The organism is Ramlibacter alkalitolerans, from assembly GCF_016722765.1.
GTDB classification, from domain to species: Bacteria; Pseudomonadota; Gammaproteobacteria; order Burkholderiales; family Burkholderiaceae_C; genus Ramlibacter; species Ramlibacter alkalitolerans.
On the sequence record NZ_JAEQND010000004.1, the window covers coordinates 205027 to 225755 of the forward strand.

At 67.9% G+C, this 20729-nt stretch carries 18 protein-coding genes and 1 pseudogene; 12 read left to right on the forward strand and 7 right to left on the reverse strand.

What is annotated here, in order from left to right:
* Positions 1–73: 73 nt before the first annotated feature.
* Together JI746_RS28340 and JI746_RS28410 are read right to left on the reverse strand one after the other, a co-directional pair.
* Positions 74–481 (reverse strand): annotated as a pseudogene (locus tag JI746_RS28340) (hypothetical protein); the annotation flags it as partial.
* Positions 364–648 (reverse strand): hypothetical protein, encoded by a 285-nt coding sequence (locus tag JI746_RS28410; RefSeq protein ID WP_456239076.1) that lies wholly within the window; start codon positions 646–648, stop codon positions 364–366. The gene JI746_RS28410 and the pseudogene JI746_RS28340, both read right to left, overlap by 118 nt.
* On the opposite strand from JI746_RS28410, the gene JI746_RS28415 reads away from it, so the two are divergent.
* Both JI746_RS28415 and JI746_RS08425 read left to right on the forward strand, forming a co-directional pair.
* A complete protein-coding gene (locus JI746_RS28415; protein WP_201688861.1) occupies positions 535–801 on the forward strand; it encodes a hypothetical protein in 267 nt (88 codons plus the stop codon). The genes JI746_RS28410 and JI746_RS28415 overlap by 114 nt on opposite strands.
* 731 nt (positions 802–1532) lie before the next feature.
* The gene (locus tag JI746_RS08425; protein ID WP_201688436.1) at positions 1533–1859 is read left to right on the forward strand and encodes an FHA domain-containing protein; all 327 of its coding nucleotides are present in this window, start codon (positions 1533–1535) and stop codon (positions 1857–1859) included.
* A gap of 524 nt (positions 1860–2383) precedes the next feature.
* Here the strand turns inward: JI746_RS08425 and JI746_RS08430 are convergent.
* Positions 2384–3529 carry a PQQ-dependent sugar dehydrogenase gene (locus tag JI746_RS08430; RefSeq protein WP_201688437.1) on the reverse strand — a complete coding sequence of 382 codons (1146 nt, stop codon included), beginning with the start codon at positions 3527–3529 and terminating at the stop codon, positions 2384–2386.
* 121 nt (positions 3530–3650) lie between these two features.
* Here JI746_RS08430 and JI746_RS08435 point away from each other — a divergent pair, with 121 nt between their 5' ends.
* The 7 genes from JI746_RS08435 to soxA all read left to right on the forward strand — a co-directional run bounded on the left by JI746_RS08435 (position 3651) and on the right by soxA (position 9112).
* Positions 3651–4244 carry a C40 family peptidase gene (locus JI746_RS08435; RefSeq protein WP_201688438.1) on the forward strand — a complete coding sequence of 198 codons (594 nt, stop codon included), beginning with the start codon at positions 3651–3653 and terminating at the stop codon, positions 4242–4244.
* Between the two features lie 87 nt (positions 4245–4331).
* On the forward strand, positions 4332–4832 hold the full coding sequence (locus JI746_RS08440; protein WP_201688440.1) for a (2Fe-2S)-binding protein: 501 nt from the start codon (positions 4332–4334) through the stop codon (positions 4830–4832).
* Entirely contained in the window at positions 4829–7015 is a 2187-nt protein-coding gene (locus tag JI746_RS08445; RefSeq protein WP_201688441.1) for a xanthine dehydrogenase family protein molybdopterin-binding subunit, read from the forward strand. The genes JI746_RS08440 and JI746_RS08445 overlap by 4 nt, the downstream gene beginning before the upstream one ends.
* 98 nt (positions 7016–7113) lie before the next feature.
* Positions 7114–7548 carry a sulfur oxidation c-type cytochrome SoxX gene (gene soxX, locus JI746_RS08450; protein WP_201688443.1) on the forward strand — a complete coding sequence of 145 codons (435 nt, stop codon included), beginning with the start codon at positions 7114–7116 and terminating at the stop codon, positions 7546–7548.
* A 9-nt stretch (positions 7549–7557) separates the two neighbouring features.
* Positions 7558–8028, forward strand: coding sequence for a SoxY-related AACIE arm protein (locus JI746_RS08455; RefSeq protein ID WP_201688445.1), 471 nt, complete (start codon positions 7558–7560; stop codon positions 8026–8028).
* A complete protein-coding gene (locus tag JI746_RS08460; protein ID WP_201688446.1) occupies positions 8028–8351 on the forward strand; it encodes a thiosulfate oxidation carrier complex protein SoxZ in 324 nt (107 codons plus the stop codon). The genes JI746_RS08455 and JI746_RS08460 overlap by 1 nt, the downstream gene beginning before the upstream one ends.
* Entirely contained in the window at positions 8351–9112 is a 762-nt protein-coding gene (soxA, locus tag JI746_RS08465; RefSeq protein ID WP_201688447.1) for a sulfur oxidation c-type cytochrome SoxA, read from the forward strand. The genes JI746_RS08460 and soxA overlap by 1 nt, the downstream gene beginning before the upstream one ends.
* Before the next feature lie 185 nt (positions 9113–9297).
* On the opposite strand, the gene lpdA is transcribed toward soxA, so the two are convergent.
* The 4 genes from lpdA to aceE form a co-directional block, all read right to left on the reverse strand.
* On the reverse strand, positions 9298–11127 hold the full coding sequence (gene lpdA, locus JI746_RS08470; protein WP_201688448.1) for a dihydrolipoyl dehydrogenase: 1830 nt from the start codon (positions 11125–11127) through the stop codon (positions 9298–9300).
* A gap of 86 nt (positions 11128–11213) precedes the next feature.
* Positions 11214–11804 (reverse strand): Ntn hydrolase family protein, encoded by a 591-nt coding sequence (locus tag JI746_RS08475; RefSeq protein WP_201688450.1) that lies wholly within the window; start codon positions 11802–11804, stop codon positions 11214–11216.
* A 15-nt stretch (positions 11805–11819) separates the two neighbouring features.
* Positions 11820–13514, reverse strand: a complete 1695-nt coding sequence (gene aceF, locus JI746_RS08480; RefSeq protein WP_201688452.1) for a dihydrolipoyllysine-residue acetyltransferase — start codon at positions 13512–13514, stop codon at positions 11820–11822.
* Positions 13515–13570: 56 nt separating this feature from the next.
* Positions 13571–16300 (reverse strand): pyruvate dehydrogenase (acetyl-transferring), homodimeric type, encoded by a 2730-nt coding sequence (aceE, locus tag JI746_RS08485; RefSeq protein ID WP_201688455.1) that lies wholly within the window; start codon positions 16298–16300, stop codon positions 13571–13573.
* A 201-nt stretch (positions 16301–16501) separates the two neighbouring features.
* Here aceE and JI746_RS08490 point away from each other — a divergent pair, with 201 nt between their 5' ends.
* From JI746_RS08490 to JI746_RS08500, 3 genes are all read left to right on the forward strand, one after another.
* A complete protein-coding gene (locus JI746_RS08490; RefSeq protein WP_201688456.1) occupies positions 16502–19039 on the forward strand; it encodes a PAS domain-containing sensor histidine kinase in 2538 nt (845 codons plus the stop codon).
* Positions 19036–19662, forward strand: a complete 627-nt coding sequence (locus JI746_RS08495) for a response regulator transcription factor (RefSeq protein WP_201688457.1) — start codon at positions 19036–19038, stop codon at positions 19660–19662. The genes JI746_RS08490 and JI746_RS08495 overlap by 4 nt, the downstream gene beginning before the upstream one ends.
* A gap of 160 nt (positions 19663–19822) precedes the next feature.
* Positions 19823–20674, forward strand: coding sequence for a bifunctional methylenetetrahydrofolate dehydrogenase/methenyltetrahydrofolate cyclohydrolase (locus tag JI746_RS08500; RefSeq protein WP_201688458.1), 852 nt, complete (start codon positions 19823–19825; stop codon positions 20672–20674).
* The last annotated feature ends 55 nt before the right edge of the window (positions 20675–20729 follow it).

Genomic DNA, 20729 nt, shown 5'->3' on the forward strand with positions numbered 1-20729 from the left:
TTTCCAAGTGTACTCGTCCATATCGGCATAGTGCAACGCGCTGCCAGTGCGGCGCAGACTCGGCACGTGGACGTCACTGAAGCCTGCCAAACCGTCCGCAGGATTCGACTTCAGTGAGCACGGGCGTAGCTAGTCGCAACAATTGAGCGCCCTGTAGGTACTCAAGCGCTCTCGGAGGCTGAGCATGGGCGCCGCAAGCCTGCCTGATATGGTCAAGACTGGTCTGCTGTGCAGCGGATGCGGTCGCCCGTCGAGCCCGGGCGGCCTCGGCGCCAGGCCGATCGCATCGTCGGAAGCCCACGCTCGCAAACGGCTGCTTCTGGCCCGCGAGCGGCCAGTTATAGGGCTGCGCCTGAACGACCGCTACCGCTGCAAGGCGGACCTTGTCCAGGGACGGAGACCCAGTCGATCGCGCAGCCGCGGCCGAACACGAACGTGTCCGCACCTCGCCTCCGGACAGCTGGTCGTTGCCGGCACCACCGAGGAGCGTGTCGTTGCCGCTGCCCCGTAGAGCGAGTCGTGGCCGGAGCCGCCTTGCAGCAGGTCGTCGCCGTCATCGCCCTGCAGGGAGTCGTTGCGGGCGCCGCCATCGATCGTGTCGCTGCCGGCGCCGCCCTCCAGCGTGTCGCCGCCGCCACCCCCGGAGATCGCTTCGTCGAGCACCGTCCCGACGATGTGGTCTGCGGCGTCGGTGGACGCCACCACGGCAGCGCGCACCTGCTCGCCCAAGTCGTTCCGTCGCCGACCACGATGCTCTCCACCGCCGGCTCGAAGGACGGATCGCCGACACCTTCGAAGTAGCCGGCGATGAACAGGTAGTCGTGGCCGCCGTTGAACCGGAACACGAGATGGCCGGTCTACTGGGCACGGTGACGTCGGCGACATCGGGCTCGAGCCGGACCGTGTCGGTGCCGGCGTCCGCGGCCGCTTCGACGACGGTGATCACGTCGGCGCCGTTGTGGCGGACGAAGTCGTACTGGTCCGAACCGCCGCCGCCGACCATGCGTGTGATGCCGCTGCCGGAAGTCAGCAGGTCGTCGCCGGCGCCCTCATCCAGCGTGTCATGGCCGGAACCGCCGCCCAGCGTGTCGTTGCCGCCGAGGCCGCCGATGAAGTCGTCGCCCTCCCCGCCTCCAGCGTGTAGCGCCCGGAGCCCCCTCCAGGAGGTCGGCGCCCTCCACCCCGCTCAGGAAATCGTCTTTCGTGCTGCCCTTCAGGATGTCGTCGCGCGAGGTGCGTCCAGCTGGTTATTGCCTCTGGCCGACCGATGTTTATGCCGGTGTTCCAGGTTCTCACTCCTGATTCGTGGCGCGCACGCGCTGCGCCGGGCAGCGCGAAGTGGTGCGGCAGCAGCGGCGGTTGCATCCGGAGCCGAGCTCAAGTTCGGCTCCCGCATGAATTTGTTGGCATCGACCAGGATCCGGTGTCGCGAGGAACCCCACGGCGGTCTTGCTCAACTGTGGCGCCCCCATTAACATCCAGATACGCTTGCACGCGCCATGTTCCGTGCGCGCAAATCCGGGATTTTTTCAATGCCGCAACTCATCGTGTCGGTCGAAGGTGTAGAGATCAAGCACGTCGACCTGCAGAAGGACTGCACGACGCTGGGCCGCAGCGCCGACAACGACATCGTGTTCGACAACGAGGTGGTCAGCGGCCATCACTGCCGCTTCGACCTGCTAGGGCTGGCCGCCGTGTTCGTCGAGGACCTGCACAGCACCAACGGCACCTATATCGACGGCAAGATGGTCAAGCGCCAGCTGCTGCACGACGGCGAAGTTATCAGCATCGGCAACTTCCGCATCAAGTACCGTGCGGCATCCGGACGGCGCGATTTTGTGCACACCGCCATGCGATGAAGCTGAGACGCGCAGCCAAGGACGGTGACGCGCGGCAGCATCTTCATCAAGATCATCTGTGGATCTGTTTGATCGTCCCGGGGCTGATTTACTGAATTTGGCGGCTCACGAGGCGCGGACGCGCGGAACAAGAAAAAACCCGCCAGGGGCGGGTTCTTCATTTCGGGGCTGGCGGAGAGAGCGTCCTCTATACCGGCGACTGAGGGGCAGACTGACCTGCGGCGCACTCTGCGCATGATCAAAGGCGCCCAGCGCATCGCCAAATGCATTGCCTCCCGCGGGATTGCAAGCCCTCGACCAAACAACCGCGGGATTGCGACGAACCAGGCGCGGTGCAGGGCCAGGGCGGGTCCCTGTCCGACTCGGCGACATAAAGGGGGAGGCGCGGGCGCGGCGCCATCACGGGCAACGGTTCTCATCCGCGCCGAAGGACAGTCGCCGAGGCGGACAGGGACCCGTCCTGGCCCGGCCGACAGGCAGCGGACGTTTCCGGGAAGTCGCCCCCGCCCCTGCCGAAGCGACGTCTACGGCAGCACCCGCACGATCTTGCCGTCGCTTTCATCCGTCACGATGTACAGCAAGCCGTCCGGCCCCTGGCGCACATCGCGCACGCGTCCGACGCCCTGCAGCAGCTTGGTCTCGCGCGTCACCTTGCCCTCCGCCAGTTCGATCCGGTCCAGGTAGCCGAACTTCAGCGAGCCCACGAACAGGTTGCCGCGCCACCCAGCGCCATAGCGGTCGCTGGTGAGGAACACCATGCCCGAAGGCGCGATCGAGGGCACCCAGTAGTGCAGCGGCTGCTCCATGCCTTCCTTGCGCGTGATGCCTTCGCCGATCGGCCCGCCGCCGTAGTTCTCGCCGTAGGTGATCACCGGCCAGCCATAGTTGCGGCCGGCCTGCGGCAGGTTGATCTCGTCGCCGCCTTGCGGGCCGTGCTCGATCTCCCAGAGGCGGCCGTCCGGCCCCAGCGTCGCGCCCTGCGCGTTGCGGTGCCCGTAGCTCCAGATCTCCGGCAGCGCGCCGGCGCGGCCCACGAAGGGGTTGTCGCGCGGCACCGTGCCGTCCTTGTTCAGGCGCACGATCTTGCCGTGATGGGTGTCCAGCCCCTGCGCGTCCTCCTTGCGCGAGAAGCGCTCGCCCATGGTGAGGAACAGCATGCCGTCGCGCGTCTCCACGATGCGGCAGCCGAAGTGCGCCGAGCTCGCCACCTTGGGCTTCTGGCTGAAGATCACGCGCACGTCCTCCAGCCGGCTGTCGTCGGGCGCGAGCCGCGCGCGCGCCAGCGCGGTGCTGTTGGTGCCGCCCGCACCCGGTTCGGAAAAGCAGAAATAGAGCGTGCGGTTGGACGCGAAGCCGGAATCGAGCACCACGTCCAGCAGCCCGCCCTGCCCGCGCGCAGCCACCGCCGGCACGCCCGCCAGCGGCGGGGACAGGCGCCCCTGCGCGTTGACGATGCGCATGCGCCCGGGCCGCTCCGTCACGAGGAAGCGGCCCTCCGGCAGGAAGGCCAGCGCCCACGGATGGTCCAGGCCGCTGGCCACCGTCTCGCCGCGCGGCGTCTGGGCGGCGACGGGCGGCAGGGCCAGGCCTGCGACAATGAGGGTCGTGAGTGACGCCGCCAGCCGGCCCCAGAGCGGGCGGCGCGTCGTGGATCGGTTCGGTCCGTTCATGGTGGAAGGCATTGTTCCCCAGCCACCCGCGTCCCGGGCCGAAGCAGCCGGGACGAATCAAGAAACTGCCATGCATTGTCCGCTTGACCTCCGGCGCGGCCGGACGCTAAATTGCGCGCCCATGTTGCGTCGGCTCAGCCTTGCCCTGGTGCTCGCCGCCACCGGCGTGCATGCCGCGCCGCCGGTTTCGGCGGAAGACGACGTCGGCCGCTTCATGGCCGAGAAGCGCTTCGTGGACCGGCTCGATGAAGTGCGCGCCAATGTCGGCGAGCGCGTGTCCGCCCGTGCTTCGCACATCGCGCAGCGCGCGTCGGAACTCGTCGTCAATGCCATGGGCTTCCTCGGCGTGCCCTACCGCCGCGGCGGCAGTTCGGTCGAGACCGGCTTCGACTGCAGCGGCTTCGTGCGGGCGATGTTCGAGCAGACCGTGGGCCTGATCCTGCCGCGTCGTGCCGACGAGCAGGCCGCCGCCACGCAGAAGATCGACAAGCAGGAACTGCAGCCCGGCGACCTGGTGTTCTTCAACACGATGCGGCGCGCCTTCAGCCACGTGGGGATCTACATCGGCGACAACAAGTTCATCCACTCGCCGCGCCCCGGCGCCCACGTGCGGGTGGAGGACATGGGCATCTCGTACTGGAAGACGCGCTTCGACGGGGCCCGCCGCGTGCTCACGGCCCCGCAGGCGCCTGCGCCCGCGACCGAGCCGCAGTAAGCCGCCGGCTCATCGGGATTACGCTAGGGCGCCCGCACTTTCGCACTCGTACGATCCGTCGCCTATCCATCTCGCGAGGAGATCGGCGTGGCGAAACTGAACGTGAATGGGGTCGTGCGTGAATTCGAGGCGGAGGCCGAAACGCCCCTGCTCTGGGTCCTGCGCGAACAGCTCGGCCTGACGGGCACCAAGTTCGGCTGCGGCATCGCGGCCTGCGGCGCCTGCACCGTGCACATCGACGGTGTCCCCACGCGCAGCTGCGTGCGGCCGCTCTCCAGCATCGGCGCCAACGAGAAGATCACCACCATCGAGGGCCTGTCGCCCAACGGCTCGCATCCCGTGCAGAAGGCCTGGGTGGCGCTCGACGTGCCGCAGTGCGGCTATTGCCAATCGGGGCAGGTGATGGCGGCGGCGGCCCTGCTCAAGGGCAACCCGAACCCGAGCGATGCCGACATCGACCTCGCCATGAGCAACATCTGCCGCTGCGGGACGTACAACCGCATCCGCGCGGCGATCCATGCGGTGGCGCGCGGCGACCTCAAGGCCGCGCAACTGTCCATCCAGCACGCCGACGGGAGCACGACATGAGCAGCATCGCCCTCGAGATGGACCGTCGAAGCTTCCTGCGCGTCAGTGCCTCCGCCGGCCTGGCGATCGGTTTCCACATCCCCTTCGCGGGGACGGCGGCCGCGCAGGGCAGCAGCCCCGAAGTCAACGCCTGGGTGGTGGTTCGCCCCGACGACACGGTGGTGGTCCGCATCGCCCGCTCCGAGATGGGACAGGGCACGCTCACCGGCCTCGCGCAGCTCGTCGCCGAGGAGCTCGACGCCAACTGGGCCAAGGTGACCACCGAATATCCGACGCCCGGCCAGAACCTCGCGCGCAAGCGCGTGTGGGGCAACTTCTCCACCGGCGGCAGCCGCGGCATCCGCGAGTCGCACGAGTACGTGCGCAAGGGTGGCGCCGCCGCCCGCATGATGCTGGTGCAGGCGGCCGCCGAGGAATGGAAGGTCCCGGTGGCGGAGTGCCGCGCCGCCAACAGCGTGGTGACGCACGTGCCGAGCGGCCGCACCCTCACCTACGGCCACCTCGCCGCGGCCGCGGGCAAGCTGGAGCCGCCGGCCAACGTGACGCTGAAGGACCCGAAGGACTGGAAGATCGCCGGCAAGCGCCTGGCGCGCCTGGACACCGCCGACAAGGTCACGGGCAAGCAGATGTACGGCATCGACCTGAAGCTGCCCGGGATGCTCAACGCTGCCATCAAGGACTGCCCGGTGTTCGGCGGCAAGGTGAAGTCGTTCAACGAGGCCGCCATCCGCAACCGGCCGGGCGTGAAGAAGGTCGTGCGCGTGGGCGACAGCGCCGTCGCCGTGGTGGCCGATACCTGGTGGCGGGCGAAGAGCGCGCTGGACGCGCTGCCCATCGAATGGGACCACGGCCCCAATGCGAACGAATCGAGCGCCAAGGTGGCGGCCATGCTCAAGGCCGCCCTGGACGCGCCCGAAGCCGCCATCGGCAACCAGAACGGCGACGCCAGGGCAGCGCTGGGCTCGGCGGCCCGCGTGATCGAGGCGGTGTACGCCTATCCGCACCAGAACCACGCCACCATGGAGCCGATGAACGCCACGGCCCGCTGGACGCCGGAGCGCTGCGAAGTCTGGACGCCGACGCAGAACGGCGAGGCGGCACTCGCGGCCACCTCGGAAGCCGCCGGCCTGCCCGCCGACAAGTGCGAGGTCTACAAGGTGCTGCTGGGCGGCGGCTTCGGCCGCCGCGGCGCGGTGCACGACTGGGTGCGGCAGGCCGTGGAGATCGCCAGGCAGATGCCGGGCACGCCGGTGAAGCTGCTCTGGACGCGCGAGGAAGACATGCTGCATGGCCGCTTCCATCCGGTCACGCAATGCAAGCTGCGCGCGGGGCTGGATGCGCAAGGCAACGTCACGGCGCTGCACATGCGCATCTCGGGCCAGTCGATCCTGGCCAGCATCTTCCCGGAGAACATCAAGGACGGGAAGGACCCGGTGGTGTTCCAGGGCCTCAACCCACCCGGCCCGGAAGCGTCGATCGGCTACAGCTTCCCGAACCTGCTGGTCGACCACGCCATGCGCAATCCGCCGGTGCCGCCCGGCTTCTGGCGCGGCGTGAACCTGAACCAGAACACGATCTACCTCGAAAGCTTCATCGACGAGATTGCGGCCGCCACCCACCAGGACCCGCTGGCCCTGCGGCGCAAGCTGATGGCCGGCCACCCGAAGCACCTGGCCGTGCTGAACGCGGTGGCCGAGCGCGCCGGCTGGGGTCGCCCCGCGCCCGACGTGAACGGCATGAAGGTGTACCGCGGCCTCGCCCAGACCATGGGCTTCGGCAGCTACGTCGCGGCCTGTGCCGAAGTGTCGGTGAGCAATGACGGCGAACTGAAGATCCATCGCATCGTCGCGGCGACGGACCCCGGCCATGCCGTGAATCCGCAGCAGATCGAGGCGCAGGTCGAAGGCTCGTTCGCCTATGGGCTGTCGGCGGCGCTGTTCGGCGAATGCACGCTGAAGGACGGGCACATCGAGCAGGCCAACTTCGACACCTACCCGGTGGTGCACATGCGGCACATGCCGAAGGTCGAGGCCATCGTGATGCCCAGCGGCGGCTTCTGGGGCGGCGTGGGTGAACCGACGATCGCGGTGGCGGCGCCCGCGGTGCTGAACGCGATCTACGCAGCCACCGGCAAGCGCATCCGCGAACTGCCGCTGCGGCACCACAGCCTGAAACGAACCTGAGGAACACCCCCGTCACCCCCGCGCGGGCGGGGGTCCAGAGCGGCACTGTCACGCGCTGCGCGCGTGCCGTGGGCCCCCGCCTGCGCGGGGGTGACGGTGTGCGCGCGCTCGCGGCGGGACTGCTCGCCGCCGCCTGCAGCGCCGCTTGCGCGCAGGAAGTCGTTGCGTATGTCGTCGAGGGTGACCGCATCGCGCAACCGCTCGCCGGCCTGCGCGGCGATGCGTCGCGGGGCCGGGCCATCGTCGCCAGCCGGCAGCAGGGCCTGTGCCTGCTGTGCCATACCGCGCCCATCCCCGAGGAACGCTTCCAGGGCAATCTCGCACCCGATCTCGCGGGGGTCGGCGCCCGCCTCAGCGCGGCCCAGTTGCGGCTGCGCGTGGTGGACCCGCGCCGGGTGAACCCGGCCAGCTTCATGCCTGCTTTCCACGCGGCGAACAACGCCCAGCGCATCGGTGCGGCCTGGGCCGGCAAACCCGTGCTGGGCGCGCAGCAGATCGAGGATGTCGTCGCCTGGCTGGCCACGCTGCGTTAGGCTTGCGCGATGGAGCCTGCATCCTCTCCCCGCCGACGCCTGCTGCTGCAGGCGGGCGCCGCCGCCGCCGCGCAGGTGCTGGTGCGGCCCGCCGCCGGCGAGGAGGCGCCGGCGCTCGCCGCGCTGGTGGCGCAGTTCGCCGGCGCACAGCCGGTGCGTGCAGGCCGCGTGAAGATCGAGATCGCGCAGCTGGTCGACAACGGCAACGTCGTGCCGATGCGGGTGACGGTCGACAGCCCCATGACGGCGGCCGAGCACGTGACCGAGATCGCCGTCTTCAACGAGAAGAACCCGCAGCGCGACGTCGCCCGCTTCCAGCTCGGGCCGCGCGCCGGCAAGGCCGACGTCTCCACGCGCATCCGGCTGGCCACCAGCCAGCAGCTGGTGGCGCTGGCGCGCATGAACGACGGCAGCGTGTGGGCCGACCGCGCCGACGTGATCGTGGTGCTGGCCGCCTGCATCGAGGAAGCGAAGCCCTGATGGCGGCGCGCACGTTGATCCAGTTCCCCGCGACCGCCGCCCTCGGCGAGGCGGTCCAGGTGCGCGTGACCATCGCCCACGCGATGGAAAGCGGCTTTCGCCCCGGCATGGACGGCAAGCCGGTGCCGCGCGACATCCTGCGGCGTTTCACCTGCCGCTACAACGGCGAGGTCGTGTTCAGTGCCGAACTCTCGCCCGCCATCGCGGCCAATCCCTATCTCGCCTTCCACCTCGTGGCCGACCGCAGCGGCACGCTGGAATTCGAATGGCAGGGCGACCACGGCTTCTCGCAGGTCGAGCAGCGGCCCTTGCAGGTGACCTGATGCCGCGCCTGCGCGGGGTCGTCCTGGCGCTGCTGGCCGCTTCGGCGTGGGCGGCGCCGGGGGACGCGCGGCGCTCCGGGTTCGAGGACATGGGCGCGTCCACGCAGGCGATGCAGCGCGACGACGCCATGAATCCGGCGATGCTGTGGGTCGGCGAAGGCGAACAGCTGTGGGCGCGCGCGCCTTCAGCATCCTCGCGTTCCTGCGCGGGCTGCCACGGCGAGCCGTCTTCGATGCGCGGCGTGGCAGCGCGCTATCCGGCCTGGGACGAGGCGCTGGCGCGACCCGTGGACCTGTCCACGCGCATCGATCTGTGCCGGCAGCGGCACCAGGGGCAGGCCGCGTGGCCCGTCGAGCATGCGGACTTGCTGGCGCTGGAGACGCTGGTGGGCCTGCAGTCGCGCGGCATGCCGATCGCGCCGCCCCCCGATCCCCGGCTGGCGCCGCATGCGGCGCGCGGCGAGGCGTTGTTCCGCCAGCGCCTGGGGCAGCTGGAGCTGTCCTGCGCGCAGTGCCACGAGGAGCGTGCCGGCGGCAAGCTGGCCGGCTCGCTGATCCCGCAAGGGCATGCCACGGGCTATCCGATCTATCGCCTGGAGTGGCAGGGGCTGGGTTCCCTGTGGCGGCGCGTGCGCGGCTGCATGACCGGCGTGCGCGCGGAGCCGTTCGCCGCAGGATCGCTGGAGTTCACGCAGCTGCAGCTGTATCTGGCGCAGCGTGCGAGAGGAATGAACGTGGAGACGCCGGCGGTGCGTCCCTGATATGTCCGTCATCCCCGCGAAGGCGGAGACCCAGGGCTCCCGATGGCGCGCTGCGCGCGCTCTTCCCGGGTTCCCGCCTGCGCGGGAATGCCGGGGACGCCCGGGCAGCTCCGCTGCGCTCGCTGAGCGCTGGGGTTCGCAGGGCTCACCACCAGCCTACGAAGCCCCAGCGAAGTCGATTGCGGCTACTTCCTCTGCGGCGGCACGTCCGTGCACGTGCCGTGCGCGATCTCCGCCGCCATGCCGATGCTCTCGCCGAGCGTCGGGTGCGGGTGGATCGTCTTGCCGATGTCGATCTCGTCGGCGCCCATCTCGATGGCCAGCGCCACTTCGCCGATCATGTCGCCGGCATGCGTGCCGACGATGCCGCCGCCCAGGATGCGGTGCGTCTGGGCGTCGAACAGCAGCTTGGTGAAGCCCTCGTCGCGCGTGTTGGCGATGGCGCGCCCGGAGGCGGTCCAGGGGAAGTGGCCCTTCTTGATCGCGATCCCTTCCGCCTTGGCCTGGTCCTCGGTGAGGCCCACCCAGGCCACTTCGGGGTCGGTGTAGGCCACGCTGGGGATCACGCGCGCATTGAAGGTCGACTTCTCGCCGGCCGCAACTTCCGCCGCGACGTGCGCCTCGTGCACCGCCTTGTGGGCCAGCATCGGCTGGCCGACGATGTCGCCGATGGCGAAGATGTGCGGCACGTTGGTGCGCATCGAGATGTCGACCGGGATGAAGCCGCGGTCGGTGACGGTCACGCCCGCCTTCTCGGCGCCGATCTTCTTGCCGTTGGGCGAGCGGCCCACGGCCTGCAGCACCAGGTCGTAGACCTGCGGCTCCTTGGGTGCCTGCTCGCCTTCGAAGCGGACCAGGATGCCGTCCTTCGTCGCTTCGGCGCCGACGGTCTTGGTCTTCAGCATGATGTTGTCGAAGCGCGGCGTGTTCATCTTCTGCCACACGCGCACCAGGTCGCGGTCCGCGCCCTGCATCAGGCCGTCGAGCATTTCCACCACGTCAAGCCGCGCGCCCAGCGTGGAGTACACGGTGCCCATCTCCAGGCCGATGATGCCGCCGCCCAGGATCAGCATGCGCTTCGGCTCGGTCGCGAGTTCCAGCGCGCCGGTGGAGTCCACCACCCGCGGGTCCTTGGGCATGAAGGGCAGCGAGACGGCCTGCGAGCCCGCCGCGATGATCGCGTTGCGGAAGCGGATCACCTGCTTCTTGCCGGTGGTGTCCTTGCCGTCGCCGGAAGTCTCCTGCACTTCCAGGTGGTACGGATCGAGGAAGGTGCCGATGCCGCGCACAACCGTCACCTTGCGCATCTTCGCCATCGCGGCCAGGCCGCCGGTCAGCTTGCCCGTGACCTTGTCCTTGTGCGCCTTGAGCTTCGCACGATCGACGGTGGGCTTGCCGAAGGAGATGCCCAGGGCATCCATGTGGCTCACTTCGTCCATCACGGCGGCCACGTGCAGCAGCGCCTTGGAGGGGATGCAGCCGACGTTGAGGCAGACGCCGCCGAGGGTCGCGTAGCGCTCGACGATCACCGTCTTCATGCCGAGGTCGGCGGCGCGGAAGGCGGCGGAGTAGCCGCCGGGACCGGCACCGAGGACGAGCATCTCGCATTCGAGGTCGACGCCGCCGGAGTAGGAACCGGCAGGGGCTGGAGCGGCTGGCGCCGCCTTGCCCTCACCCCGGCCCTCTCCCGCAGGGGCGGGAGAGGGAGAGGAAACCGGGGCCGGCTTGGCTCCCTCTCCCCTCTGGGGAGAGGGTTGGGGTGAGGGGCTGGCACCCGCAGCGGCTTCGATCGTGAGCAGCACCGACCCTTCGGCAACCTTGTCCCCGACCTTGACCTTCAGTTCCTTCACCACCCCCGCATGCGTCGACGGGATCTCCATCGACGCCTTGTCGCTTTCCACCGTCACCAGCGATTGTTCGACCTTCACCGTGTCGCCGGCCTTGACCAGCACCTCGATGACGGCCACCTCCTTGAAGTCCCCGATGTCGGGGACTTTCACTTCCGTCTGTGCCATTTATCGTTTCTCCCGCCGGGCCGTCCCAAGGGAGCAACGCGCCCCCTCGGGGGGCAGCGACGACACGCAGTGCGGAGCGTGGGCAATCATTTTTGTTCTTTCGCTTTGACGGTGAAGATGTCGCAGGGCATCTCGGAATTGCGGTCGAATTCGCAACCGGCGGCGATCCCTGCTTCCGCGACTTCGCGCGCGGTCTTGGCCTTGGCATAGGCGGCATGCATGGCACCCAGCGCGAAGCTGCGACCCGAGCCTATCCCCCAGAACTCCTTGAACTCGAAGACCTCGCGGTAGCTGTACAGGCCGTAGATGCCGGCGGCGTTCGCGATCACCACGCTGAACTGGCTGGACTCGTACGGGTCGCTGTCTTCTTCCTTGGTCTGCAGGAAGAAGTTGTCCTTCAGGTACGGGTGCAGCTTGGTGAAGGTGTCGAACACCTCGTCCTTGCTCCCGAGCTTGAGGATCTCCCGCGGCATCGAGCCCATCGCCTTGCGCAACACCGGAAAGTGCGCCACCGTGCCGGCCATCCCGATGTAGCTCGGGCCGTCGTCGGTCTCGACCTTGAAGATCTTGGTGTTGTCCTCGAACCGGTGCGCAAGGCGGGTGTCACCGAAGGTCACCAGGGTGTCCGCCGCGATGGCGATCTGCCCGGCTTTCTTCACCACCACTACTGTTGTCATCGAGTCTTGTAGTTCTTAGAGAAGGACGCGGCGGAAGTCCGCGAGGATCTGCCCCAGGTATGCGTTGAAGCGCGCGGCCGAGGCGCCGTCGATGACACGGTGGTCCCACGACAGCGACAGCGGCAGCATCAAGCGCGGCTGGAACTGCTTGCCGTCCCAGACCGGCTCGGTCTGGCTGCGGCACACGCCAAGGATAGCGACTTCCGGCGCGTTGATGATCGGCGTGAAGTAACGTCCACCGATACCGCCGAGTGACGAAATGGTGAAAGTCGCGCCCGACATGTCGCCCGGCGAGAGCTTGCCGTCGCGCGCCTTCTTCGCGAGCTCGGCCATTTCCTGGCTGATCGCCAGCACGCCCTTCTTGTCGGCGTCCTTGATCACGGGGACCACGAGGCCGCTCGGCGTGTCCGCTGCGAAACCAATGTGGTAATAGCTCTTGAGCACCAGGTCGTCGCCATCGAGCGAGCTGTTGAAGTCGGGGAATTTCTTCAGCGCGGCAACGCAGGCCTTGATGAGGAAGGCGAGCATCGTGACCTTGACGCCCGACTTCTCGTTCTCCTTGTTGGTCGAGACGCGGAAGGCTTCGAGCTCGGTGATGTCCGCATCGTCGTGGTTGGTGACGTGCGGGATCAGCACCCAGTTACGGTGCAGGTTCGCGCCGCTGATCTTCTTGATCCGCGACAGCGGCTTGCGCTCGATGGGCCCGAACTTCGCGAAGTCCACCTTGGGCCAGGGCAGCAGGCCCAGCGCCTCGCCGCCACCGCCGCCGGCGGGCGCCTTCGCGGCAGCCGCCTTGGTCTGCGTCGCGCCAGCCATCACCGACTTGGTGAAGGCCTGGACGTCTTCCTGCGTGATGCGGCCCTTGGGCCCGGTGCCCTTGACCTCCTCCAGCGGCACTCCGAGCTCGCGCGCGAACTTGCGCACCGAGGGCGAGGCATGCGGGAGATTGCCGGTGGGCGCGGCGGGTTCGTGCGGCGGCAATGCAGCCGTCGGAGGGACGTGGTGCTGCTGCTGCGGCGCAGGCGCCTGTGCGGTGGCCGGGGCTGCTGCTCCCTCTCCCCTCTGGGGAGAGGGTTGGGGTGAGGGGCTGCCTGCGCTGGCAGCACCGCCCGCGCCTTCCACGATCGCGATCAGGTCCCCGATGTTGACCTTGTCTCCGATCTTGACCTTCAGTTCCTTGAGCACGCCGGCCGCCGACGAGGGAATCTCCATCGAAGCCTTGTCCGACTCGACGGTGATCAGCGACTGCTCCTGCTTGATGGTGTCGCCGGGCTTGACCAGCACCTCGATGACGGCGACATCCTTGAAGTCGCCGATGTCGGGGACCTTGACCTGGATGGAGCCTGAACCACCACCCTCACCCCGGCCCTCTCCCGCCGGGGCGGCAGAGGGAGTGGGAGCGGGAGCCGGGGCCGGTCTTGCTCCCTCTCCCCCCTGGGGAGAGGGCTGGGGTGAGGGGCTGCCCGCACCCGCAGCCGACTCCACCACCGCGATCACCGACCCTTCCGAGATCTTGTCCCCGAGCTGGATCTTCAGCTCCTTGACGATCCCCGCCACGCTGGACGGGATCTCCATCGAGGCCTTGTCGGATTCGACCGTGACGAGCGATTGCTCCTGCTTGATCGTGTCGCCCGGCTTGACCAGGATTTCGATGACGGCGACATCCTTGAAGTCCCCGATGTCGGGGACCTTCACTTCGACCAGTGCCATGTTTCTTGTTCTCCGCGGCCCGTGGGGGGCCTTGTCGTTGTCTCAGGAAGCGATTGTCACGCGTGGAGCGGATTCACCTTGTCGGCCTTGATGGCGTACTTCTTGATCGCCTCCGCCACCTTCGAAGCCGGCACGCTACCCTCTTCCGCGAGCGCCTTCAAGGCCGCGACGGCGATGTAGTGACGGTTGACCTCGAAGTGCTCGCGCAGCTTGCTGCGGAAATCGCTGCGGCCGAAGCCGTCGGTGCCCAGCACCTTGTACGTGCGTCCCTTCGGCACGAAGGCGCGGATCTGGTCGACGTACTGCTTGATGTAGTCGGTCGAAGCGACCACCGGGCCGGCATGCTTCTCGAGTTGCTGGCTGACGAACGGCACGCGCGGCTGCTTGGCATCGGGATGCAGCATGTTCCAGCGCTCGCAGTCCAGGCCGTCGCGCGCCAGTTCGTTGAAGCTCGGGCAGCTCCACACGTCGGCCTGCACGCCCCAGTCCTGCTCCAGCAGTTCCTGCGCGAACAGCGACTCGCGCAGGATCGTGCCCGAGCCCATGAGCTGCACGCGATGACTTGCCGCACCGGAGGTGCCTTTCCCTTTCGCGCCTTCCTTCAGGAGGTACATGCCCTTGACGATCTGCTCCTCCGTGCCGGCCTGCAGGCCGGGCATCGGGTAGTTCTCGTTCAGCAGCGTGATGTAGTAGAAGACGTTCTCCTGCTTCTCCACCATGCGCTTCAGGCCGTCCTGCATGATCACGGCGACCTCGTGCGCGAAGGTCGGGTCGTAGCTCATGCAGTTGGGGATGGTCTGCGCGATGATGTGGCTGTGGCCGTCCTCGTGCTGCAGGCCCTCGCCGTTGAGCGTGGTGCGGCCCGAGGTGCCTCCCAGCAGGAAGCCGCGCGCCTGCATGTCGCCGGCGGCCCAGCACAGGTCGCCCACGCGCTGCAGCCCGAACATCGAGTAGTAGATGTAGAACGGCACCATGATCCGGTTGCTGGTGCTGTAGCTCGTCGCCGCCGCCACCCAGCTGGCCATGCCGCCCGCTTCGTTGATGCCCTCCTGCAGGATCTGGCCGTTCTGGACCTCCTTGTAGTAGGAGACCTGGTCGCGGTCCTGCGGGGTGTACTGCTGGCCCTGGTGGTTGTAGATGCCGATCTGGCGGAACAGGCCTTCCATGCCGAAGGTGCGGGCCTCGTCGACCAGGATGGGCACGACGCGGGGGCCGAGTTCCTTGTCGCGCAGCAGCGCGGTCAGGAAGCGCACGAAGGCCTGCGTCGTCGAGATCTCGCGGCCTTCCGCAGTCGGATCGGTCACGGCCTTGAAGGCGTCCAGGCCCGGCACCTGGAACTGCTCGTCGGCCTTGGGGCGGCGCTTGGGCAGGTAGCCGCCGAGGGCCTTGCGGCGCTCGTGCAGGTACTGCATCTCCGGCGTGTTCTCTTCCGGCCGGTAGAAGGGGATCTCCGCCAGCTTGTCGTCCGGGATCGGGATGTTGAAGCGGTCGCGGAAGGTGCGGATGTCGTCGTCCGCAAGCTTCTTGGCCTGGTGGGCGATGTTCTTGCCCTCGCCCGCCTTGCCCATGCCGAAGCCCTTGACGGTCTTGACCAGCAGCACCGTGGGCTGGCCCTTGTGGTGGTAGGCGCGGTGGAAGGCCGCATAGACCTTCTGCGGATCGTGGCCGCCGCGATTGAGGCGCCAGATGTCCTCGTCGCTCATCTTCGCCACCATCTCCAGCAGCTTGGGATCGCGGCCGAAGAAGTGCTTGCGCACGAAGGCGCCGTCGTTGGCCTTCATCGCCTGGTAGTCGCCGTCGAGGACGTCCATCATCACCTTGCGCAGGATGCCTTCCTTGTCGCGGGCGAGCAGCGGATCCCAGTAGGAGCCCCAGATCAGCTTGATGACGTTCCAGCCGGCGCCGCGGAATTCGCCTTCGAGTTCCTGGATGATCTTGCCGTTGCCGCGCACCGGGCCGTCCAGGCGCTGCAGGTTGCAGTTGACGACGAAGATCAGGTTGTCGAGGCCTTCGCGCGCCGCCACGCCGATGGCGCCCAGCGATTCCACTTCGTCCATCTCGCCGTCGCCGAGGAAGGCCCAGACCTTGCGGTTCTCGGTGTTGGCGATGCCGCGGGCGTGCAGGTACTTGAGGAAGCGCGCCTGGTAGATCGCCATCAGCGGGCCCAGGCCCATCGACACGGTCGGGAACTGCCAGAACTCCGGCATCAGCTTCGGGTGCGGGTAGCTGGAGAGGCCCTTGCCGTCCACCTCCTGGCGGAAGTTCAGCAGCTGCTCCTCGGAGATCCGGCCTTCCATGAAGGCGCGGGCGTAGATGCCCGGGGCGCTGTGGCCCTGGATGTAGAGGCAGTCGCCGCCGTGTTCCGGCGTCTCGGCGTGCCAGAAGTGGTTGAAGCCGGCGCCCAGCATGGTCGCGAGCGAGGCGAACGAGCTGATGTGGCCGCCGAGGTCGCCGCCGTCCTCGGGATGGATCCGATTGGCTTTCACCACCATCGCCATGGCGTTCCAGCGCATGTAGGCGCGCAGGCGCTCCTCGATCTCGAGGTTGCCGGGGCAGCGCTCCTCGTTCTCGGGTTCGATGGTATTGACATACCCCGTGGTGGCGGAAAAGGGCAGGTCGATGCCTTCCTGGCGCGCCTGCTCCAGCAGCTGTTCCAGCAGGAAATGCCCGCGCTCCTTGCCCTCCGCGGAAATGACGGCGGAGAGCGCATCCAGCCACTCGCGTGTTTCCCCGGAGTCGGAATCGTTGGCGGCGGCGCCGAACACGCGGTCGGGCTGAGCGGACATGTGTTGTCTCCTTGAATCGTGCAAGTGAATTTAGTACGGCTTGGCCGCGCGGGGCCGAAGTGTCGCACAGCTTCTTGAAGATTTCAAATGGTGCGTGTGCATTTCATAATGCGGATCGTTCCTTGGTCATCCTCGCGGGCCTGCGGCACCTTTCCCCTGCACGTTGGTCCCACCGGGGCGCGCCCTTAAACTGCCGTCCTCATGCATGACAACCCCCCATCGGAGCTGCCCTCCGACGGCCCCATCCCCAACTGGTGGCGGCACTGGTGGCGGCGCCAGTCGCCCACCCGCCAGGACCGCTACGCGATGCTCGCGCCGCTGGCGGCGGTGCTGCTGTTCCTGGCCGCCATCGTCTCCGCTTTCGGCTACCTGCGGCTGGAAGAAATGGACCGCGAGCAGGAAGCTGTCAAGCGGGATGTCGAATACGCGCAGCAGCGCATGCGGCTACGCCTGCTGGAACGCCAGGAACAGCTGATGCGCATCGCGCGCGACATCTCCAACAAGGAGGTGGACGCGGAGGAATTCGTCGGCCGCGCGGAATCGATGATCGCGCAGTACCCCGAGCTGCTGATGCTCACGTGGATCGACGAGCGGCGGCGCGTCACGGCCTCGTATGCCGCGCCGAGCCTGAGCAGCGCACACGTGCGCACCAAGGGCGACACGCTGCGCCCCGGCGAGACCGAGACCATGTACAGCCTGGCGCGCGACCTGCAGCAGCCGGTGTACTCGCAGCCGGTGGCCGGGCCGGACAGCTCGGGGCTGCTGCAGCTGCACGTGCCGTTGGCGGACCAGGGCAAGTTCGGCGGCGTGATCCTCGGCGAGTACTCGATCGACGGCCTGCTGCGCTACGGCGTGCCGTCCGAGATCTCCGCCAAGTACGCCGTCGCCCTGCTCGATGGCAAGAGCCGCGTGCTGGCGGGCACCTCGGTGCCGCCGCGCAATCCCGCCACCCACCTGCTGCCGTGGGCGGCGCAACCCAACGAGTACGAGGTGCCGGTCTCGCCGGTGGGCAACGGCCTGGTCGTGCGGGCGCAGGCCTATCGCACCGGGCTGGGCGTGATCGGCAGCGGCCTGTTCTGGCTGGTCGGCGCTCTGTCGGCGATGACGGCCTGGATGCTGATCGCCAACTGGCGCCACACGCGCCGGCGCATGCGCACGCAGCAGGCGCTGATGACGGAAACCAACTTCCGCCGCGCGATGGAGAACTCGATGCTCACCGGCATGCGGGCGCTCGACCTGCACGGACGCATCACCTACGTCAACGCCGCGTTCTGCCAGATGACCGGCTGGAGCGAGGCCGAACTGGTGGGCCGCACTCCGCCCTTCCCCTACTGGCCCGACGAAGACCGCGAGCTGCTGATGGCGCGGCTGGAAGACGAACTCAAGGGCCGCACGATCCAGGGCGGCTTCCAGGTGCGCGTCAAGCGCAAGGACGGCACGCTGTTCGATGCGCGCCTGTACGTCTCGCCGCTGGTGGACGCCAAGGGCCACCAGACCGGCTGGATGACGTCGATGACCGACATCACCGAACCGACGCGCATCCGCGAGCAGCTGCAGGCCTCGCACGAGCGCTTCACCACCGTGCTGGAAGCCCTCGATGCCTCGGTCTCGGTCGCGCCGCTGGGCAGCGAGGAACTGCTGTTCGCCAACAAGCTGTACCGCCTGTGGTTCGGCGGCCGCGCGGGCGGACACCTGGGCATGGTGGCGCAGGCCGGCATGTCGGAATCGCCGCCCACCAACGACGACCACCTGGACGAAGTCGATTCGTTCGTCGGGCTGCCGACCAACAGCCTCACGAGCGCGAGCTCCGAGAACGCGGAGATCTTCGTGCCCGAACTGGGCAAGTGGCTCGAGGTGCGCTCGCGCTACCTGACGTGGGTGGACGGCCGCCTGGCGCAGATGGTGATCGCCACCGACATCACTTCGCGCCGCACGGCGGAAGAACAGGCGGCGGCGCAGGCCGAACGCGCGCAGTCCGCCAGCCGCCTGATCACGATGGGCGAGATGGCTTCCAGCGTCGCCCACGAACTGAACCAGCCGCTGACGGCGATCAGCAACTACTGCAACGGCCTGATGTCGCGCATCCGCGGCAAGCAGATCGCCGAGGAGGACGTGCTGGCCGCCCTGGACAAGACGGCGCGGCAGGCCCAGCGCGCCGGCCAGATCATCCAGCGCATCCGCAGCTTCGTGAAGCGCAGCGAACCGAACCGCACGCTCTCGGACATCAGCGTGATGGTGAGCGAGGCGCTCGAACTCGCGGAGATCGAACTGCGCCGGCGCAACGTGCGCATGTCGCACTACGTCGCCGCGCGCCTGCCGCACCTGATGGTGGATCCGATCCTGATCGAGCAGGTGCTGGTGAACCTGCTGCGCAACGCCGCCGAGGCGATCGAGCACGCCGGCCGGCCGCCGGGCCGCCGCAGCGTGGAGCTGCGCGTGGTGCCGCGGCAGATCGACGTGCAGAACGTGGTGGAGTTCTCGGTGGTCGATTCCGGCCAGGGCCTCGCCCCGGAGGTGATGGACCGCCTGTACGAGGCCTTCTTCTCCACCAAGGCCGAAGGCATGGGCATCGGCCTCAATCTGTGCCGCTCGATCGTGGAATCGCATCACGGCAGGATGCAGGCGGAGAACATCTACAATGGTGCAGAGGTAGCGGGGTGCCGGTTTTCCTTCTGGATCCCGGTCTCCGGCACGACAAGTCCGATAGTAGGCAAGGACGCGGGGGTGACAGCAGTATGAGTTTGATTCCCAAGAAGGGCACGGTCTACGTCGTCGACGACGACGAGGCGGTGCGCGATTCGTTGCAGTGGCTGCTCGAAGGCAAGGATTACCGGGTGCGCTGCTTCGACTCGGCCGAATCCTTCCTCGCCCGCTACGACCCGCGCGAGGTCGCCTGCCTGATCGTCGACATCCGCATGGGCGGCATGACGGGCCTCGAGCTGCAGGACAGGCTGGTCGAACGCAAGTCGCCGCTGCCCGTCGTCTTCATCACCGGCCACGGCGACGTGCCGATGGCGGTCAACACGATGAAGAAGGGCGCGATGGATTTCATCCAGAAGCCCTTCAAGGAAGACGAGCTGGTGAGCCTGGTCGAGCGCATGCTCGAACGCGCCAAGGACACCTTCGCCGAATACCAGAGCGCCGCCAGCCGCGACGCGCTGCTGTCGAAGCTGACCTCGCGCGAAGCGCAGGTGCTGGAACGCATCGTGGCCGGCCGCCTGAACAAGCAGATCGCCGACGACCTGGGCATCAGCATCAAGACGGTGGAGGCGCACCGCGCCAACATCATGGAAAAGCTGAACGCCAACACCGTGGCCGACCTGCTGAAGATCGCCCTCGGCCAGACGCCACCGAAAACCTGAACACCTGAAGACCTGAATACCGAACGCAGAAGCCGCAAAAGTTGCGCAGAAACCGCAAAAGGACATCCATTCAAAGGTGTCTCCTTTCGCGGCTTCTGCGCAACTTTTGCGGCTTTTGCGTTCTGCTTTCCCGTCTTCTGCCTTTTGAACCGAGCTTCCCATGACAGCCAAACTCATCGACGGCAACGCCCTCGCCGCGCAGGTTCGCGCGGAAGTCTCCGGACGCACCGCGGCGCTGAAGGCCAAGGGCGTCCAGCCCCACCTCGCGATCATCCTGGTCGGCGACGATCCTGCCAGCCAGGTGTACACGAAGCACAAGGCCGCGGACAGCGAGCAGACCGGCCTGAAGGCCACGCTCGAACGCTTCCCCGCCTCCATGCCCGAAGCCGACCTGCTGGCCCGCATCCGCGCGCTCAACGAAGACCCGTCGGTGCACGGCATCCTGGTGCAGCTGCCCATCCCCAGGCACATGGACACGCACAAGGTGATCGAAGCCATCGCGCCCGCGAAGGACGTCGACGGCTTCCACGTCGCGAGCGCCGGCGCGCTGATGGTCGGCCAGCCGGGGTTCTGGCCGTGCACGCCCTTCGGCTGCCTGAAGATGCTCGATTCGATCGGCTACGAGTTGAAGGGCAAGCACGCCGTGGTGATCGGCCGCAGCAACATCGTCGGCAAGCCGATGGCCATGATGCTGCTCGGGCGCGATGCCACGGTCACCATCTGCCATAGCCGCACGAAGGACCTCGGCGCGATCACGCGCCAGGCCGACGTGATCGTCGCGGCGGTGGGCAAGCGCAACGTGCTCACGGCCGACATGGTCAAGCCCGGCGCGGTGGTGATCGACGTCGGCATGAACCGCAACGACGAGGGCAAGCTGTGCGGCGACGTCGACTTCGCCGGCGTGAAGGAAGTGGCCGGCTGGATCACGCCGGTACCCGGTGGCGTCGGCCCCATGACGCGCGCCATGCTGCTGGTCAACACGATCACTGCGGCCGAGCGCGCCGCAGGCTGAGTTCGCGCGGGCTTGCGCGGCCCGCTTCTGCTGTTCAGTCGTCCGATGTACGGGT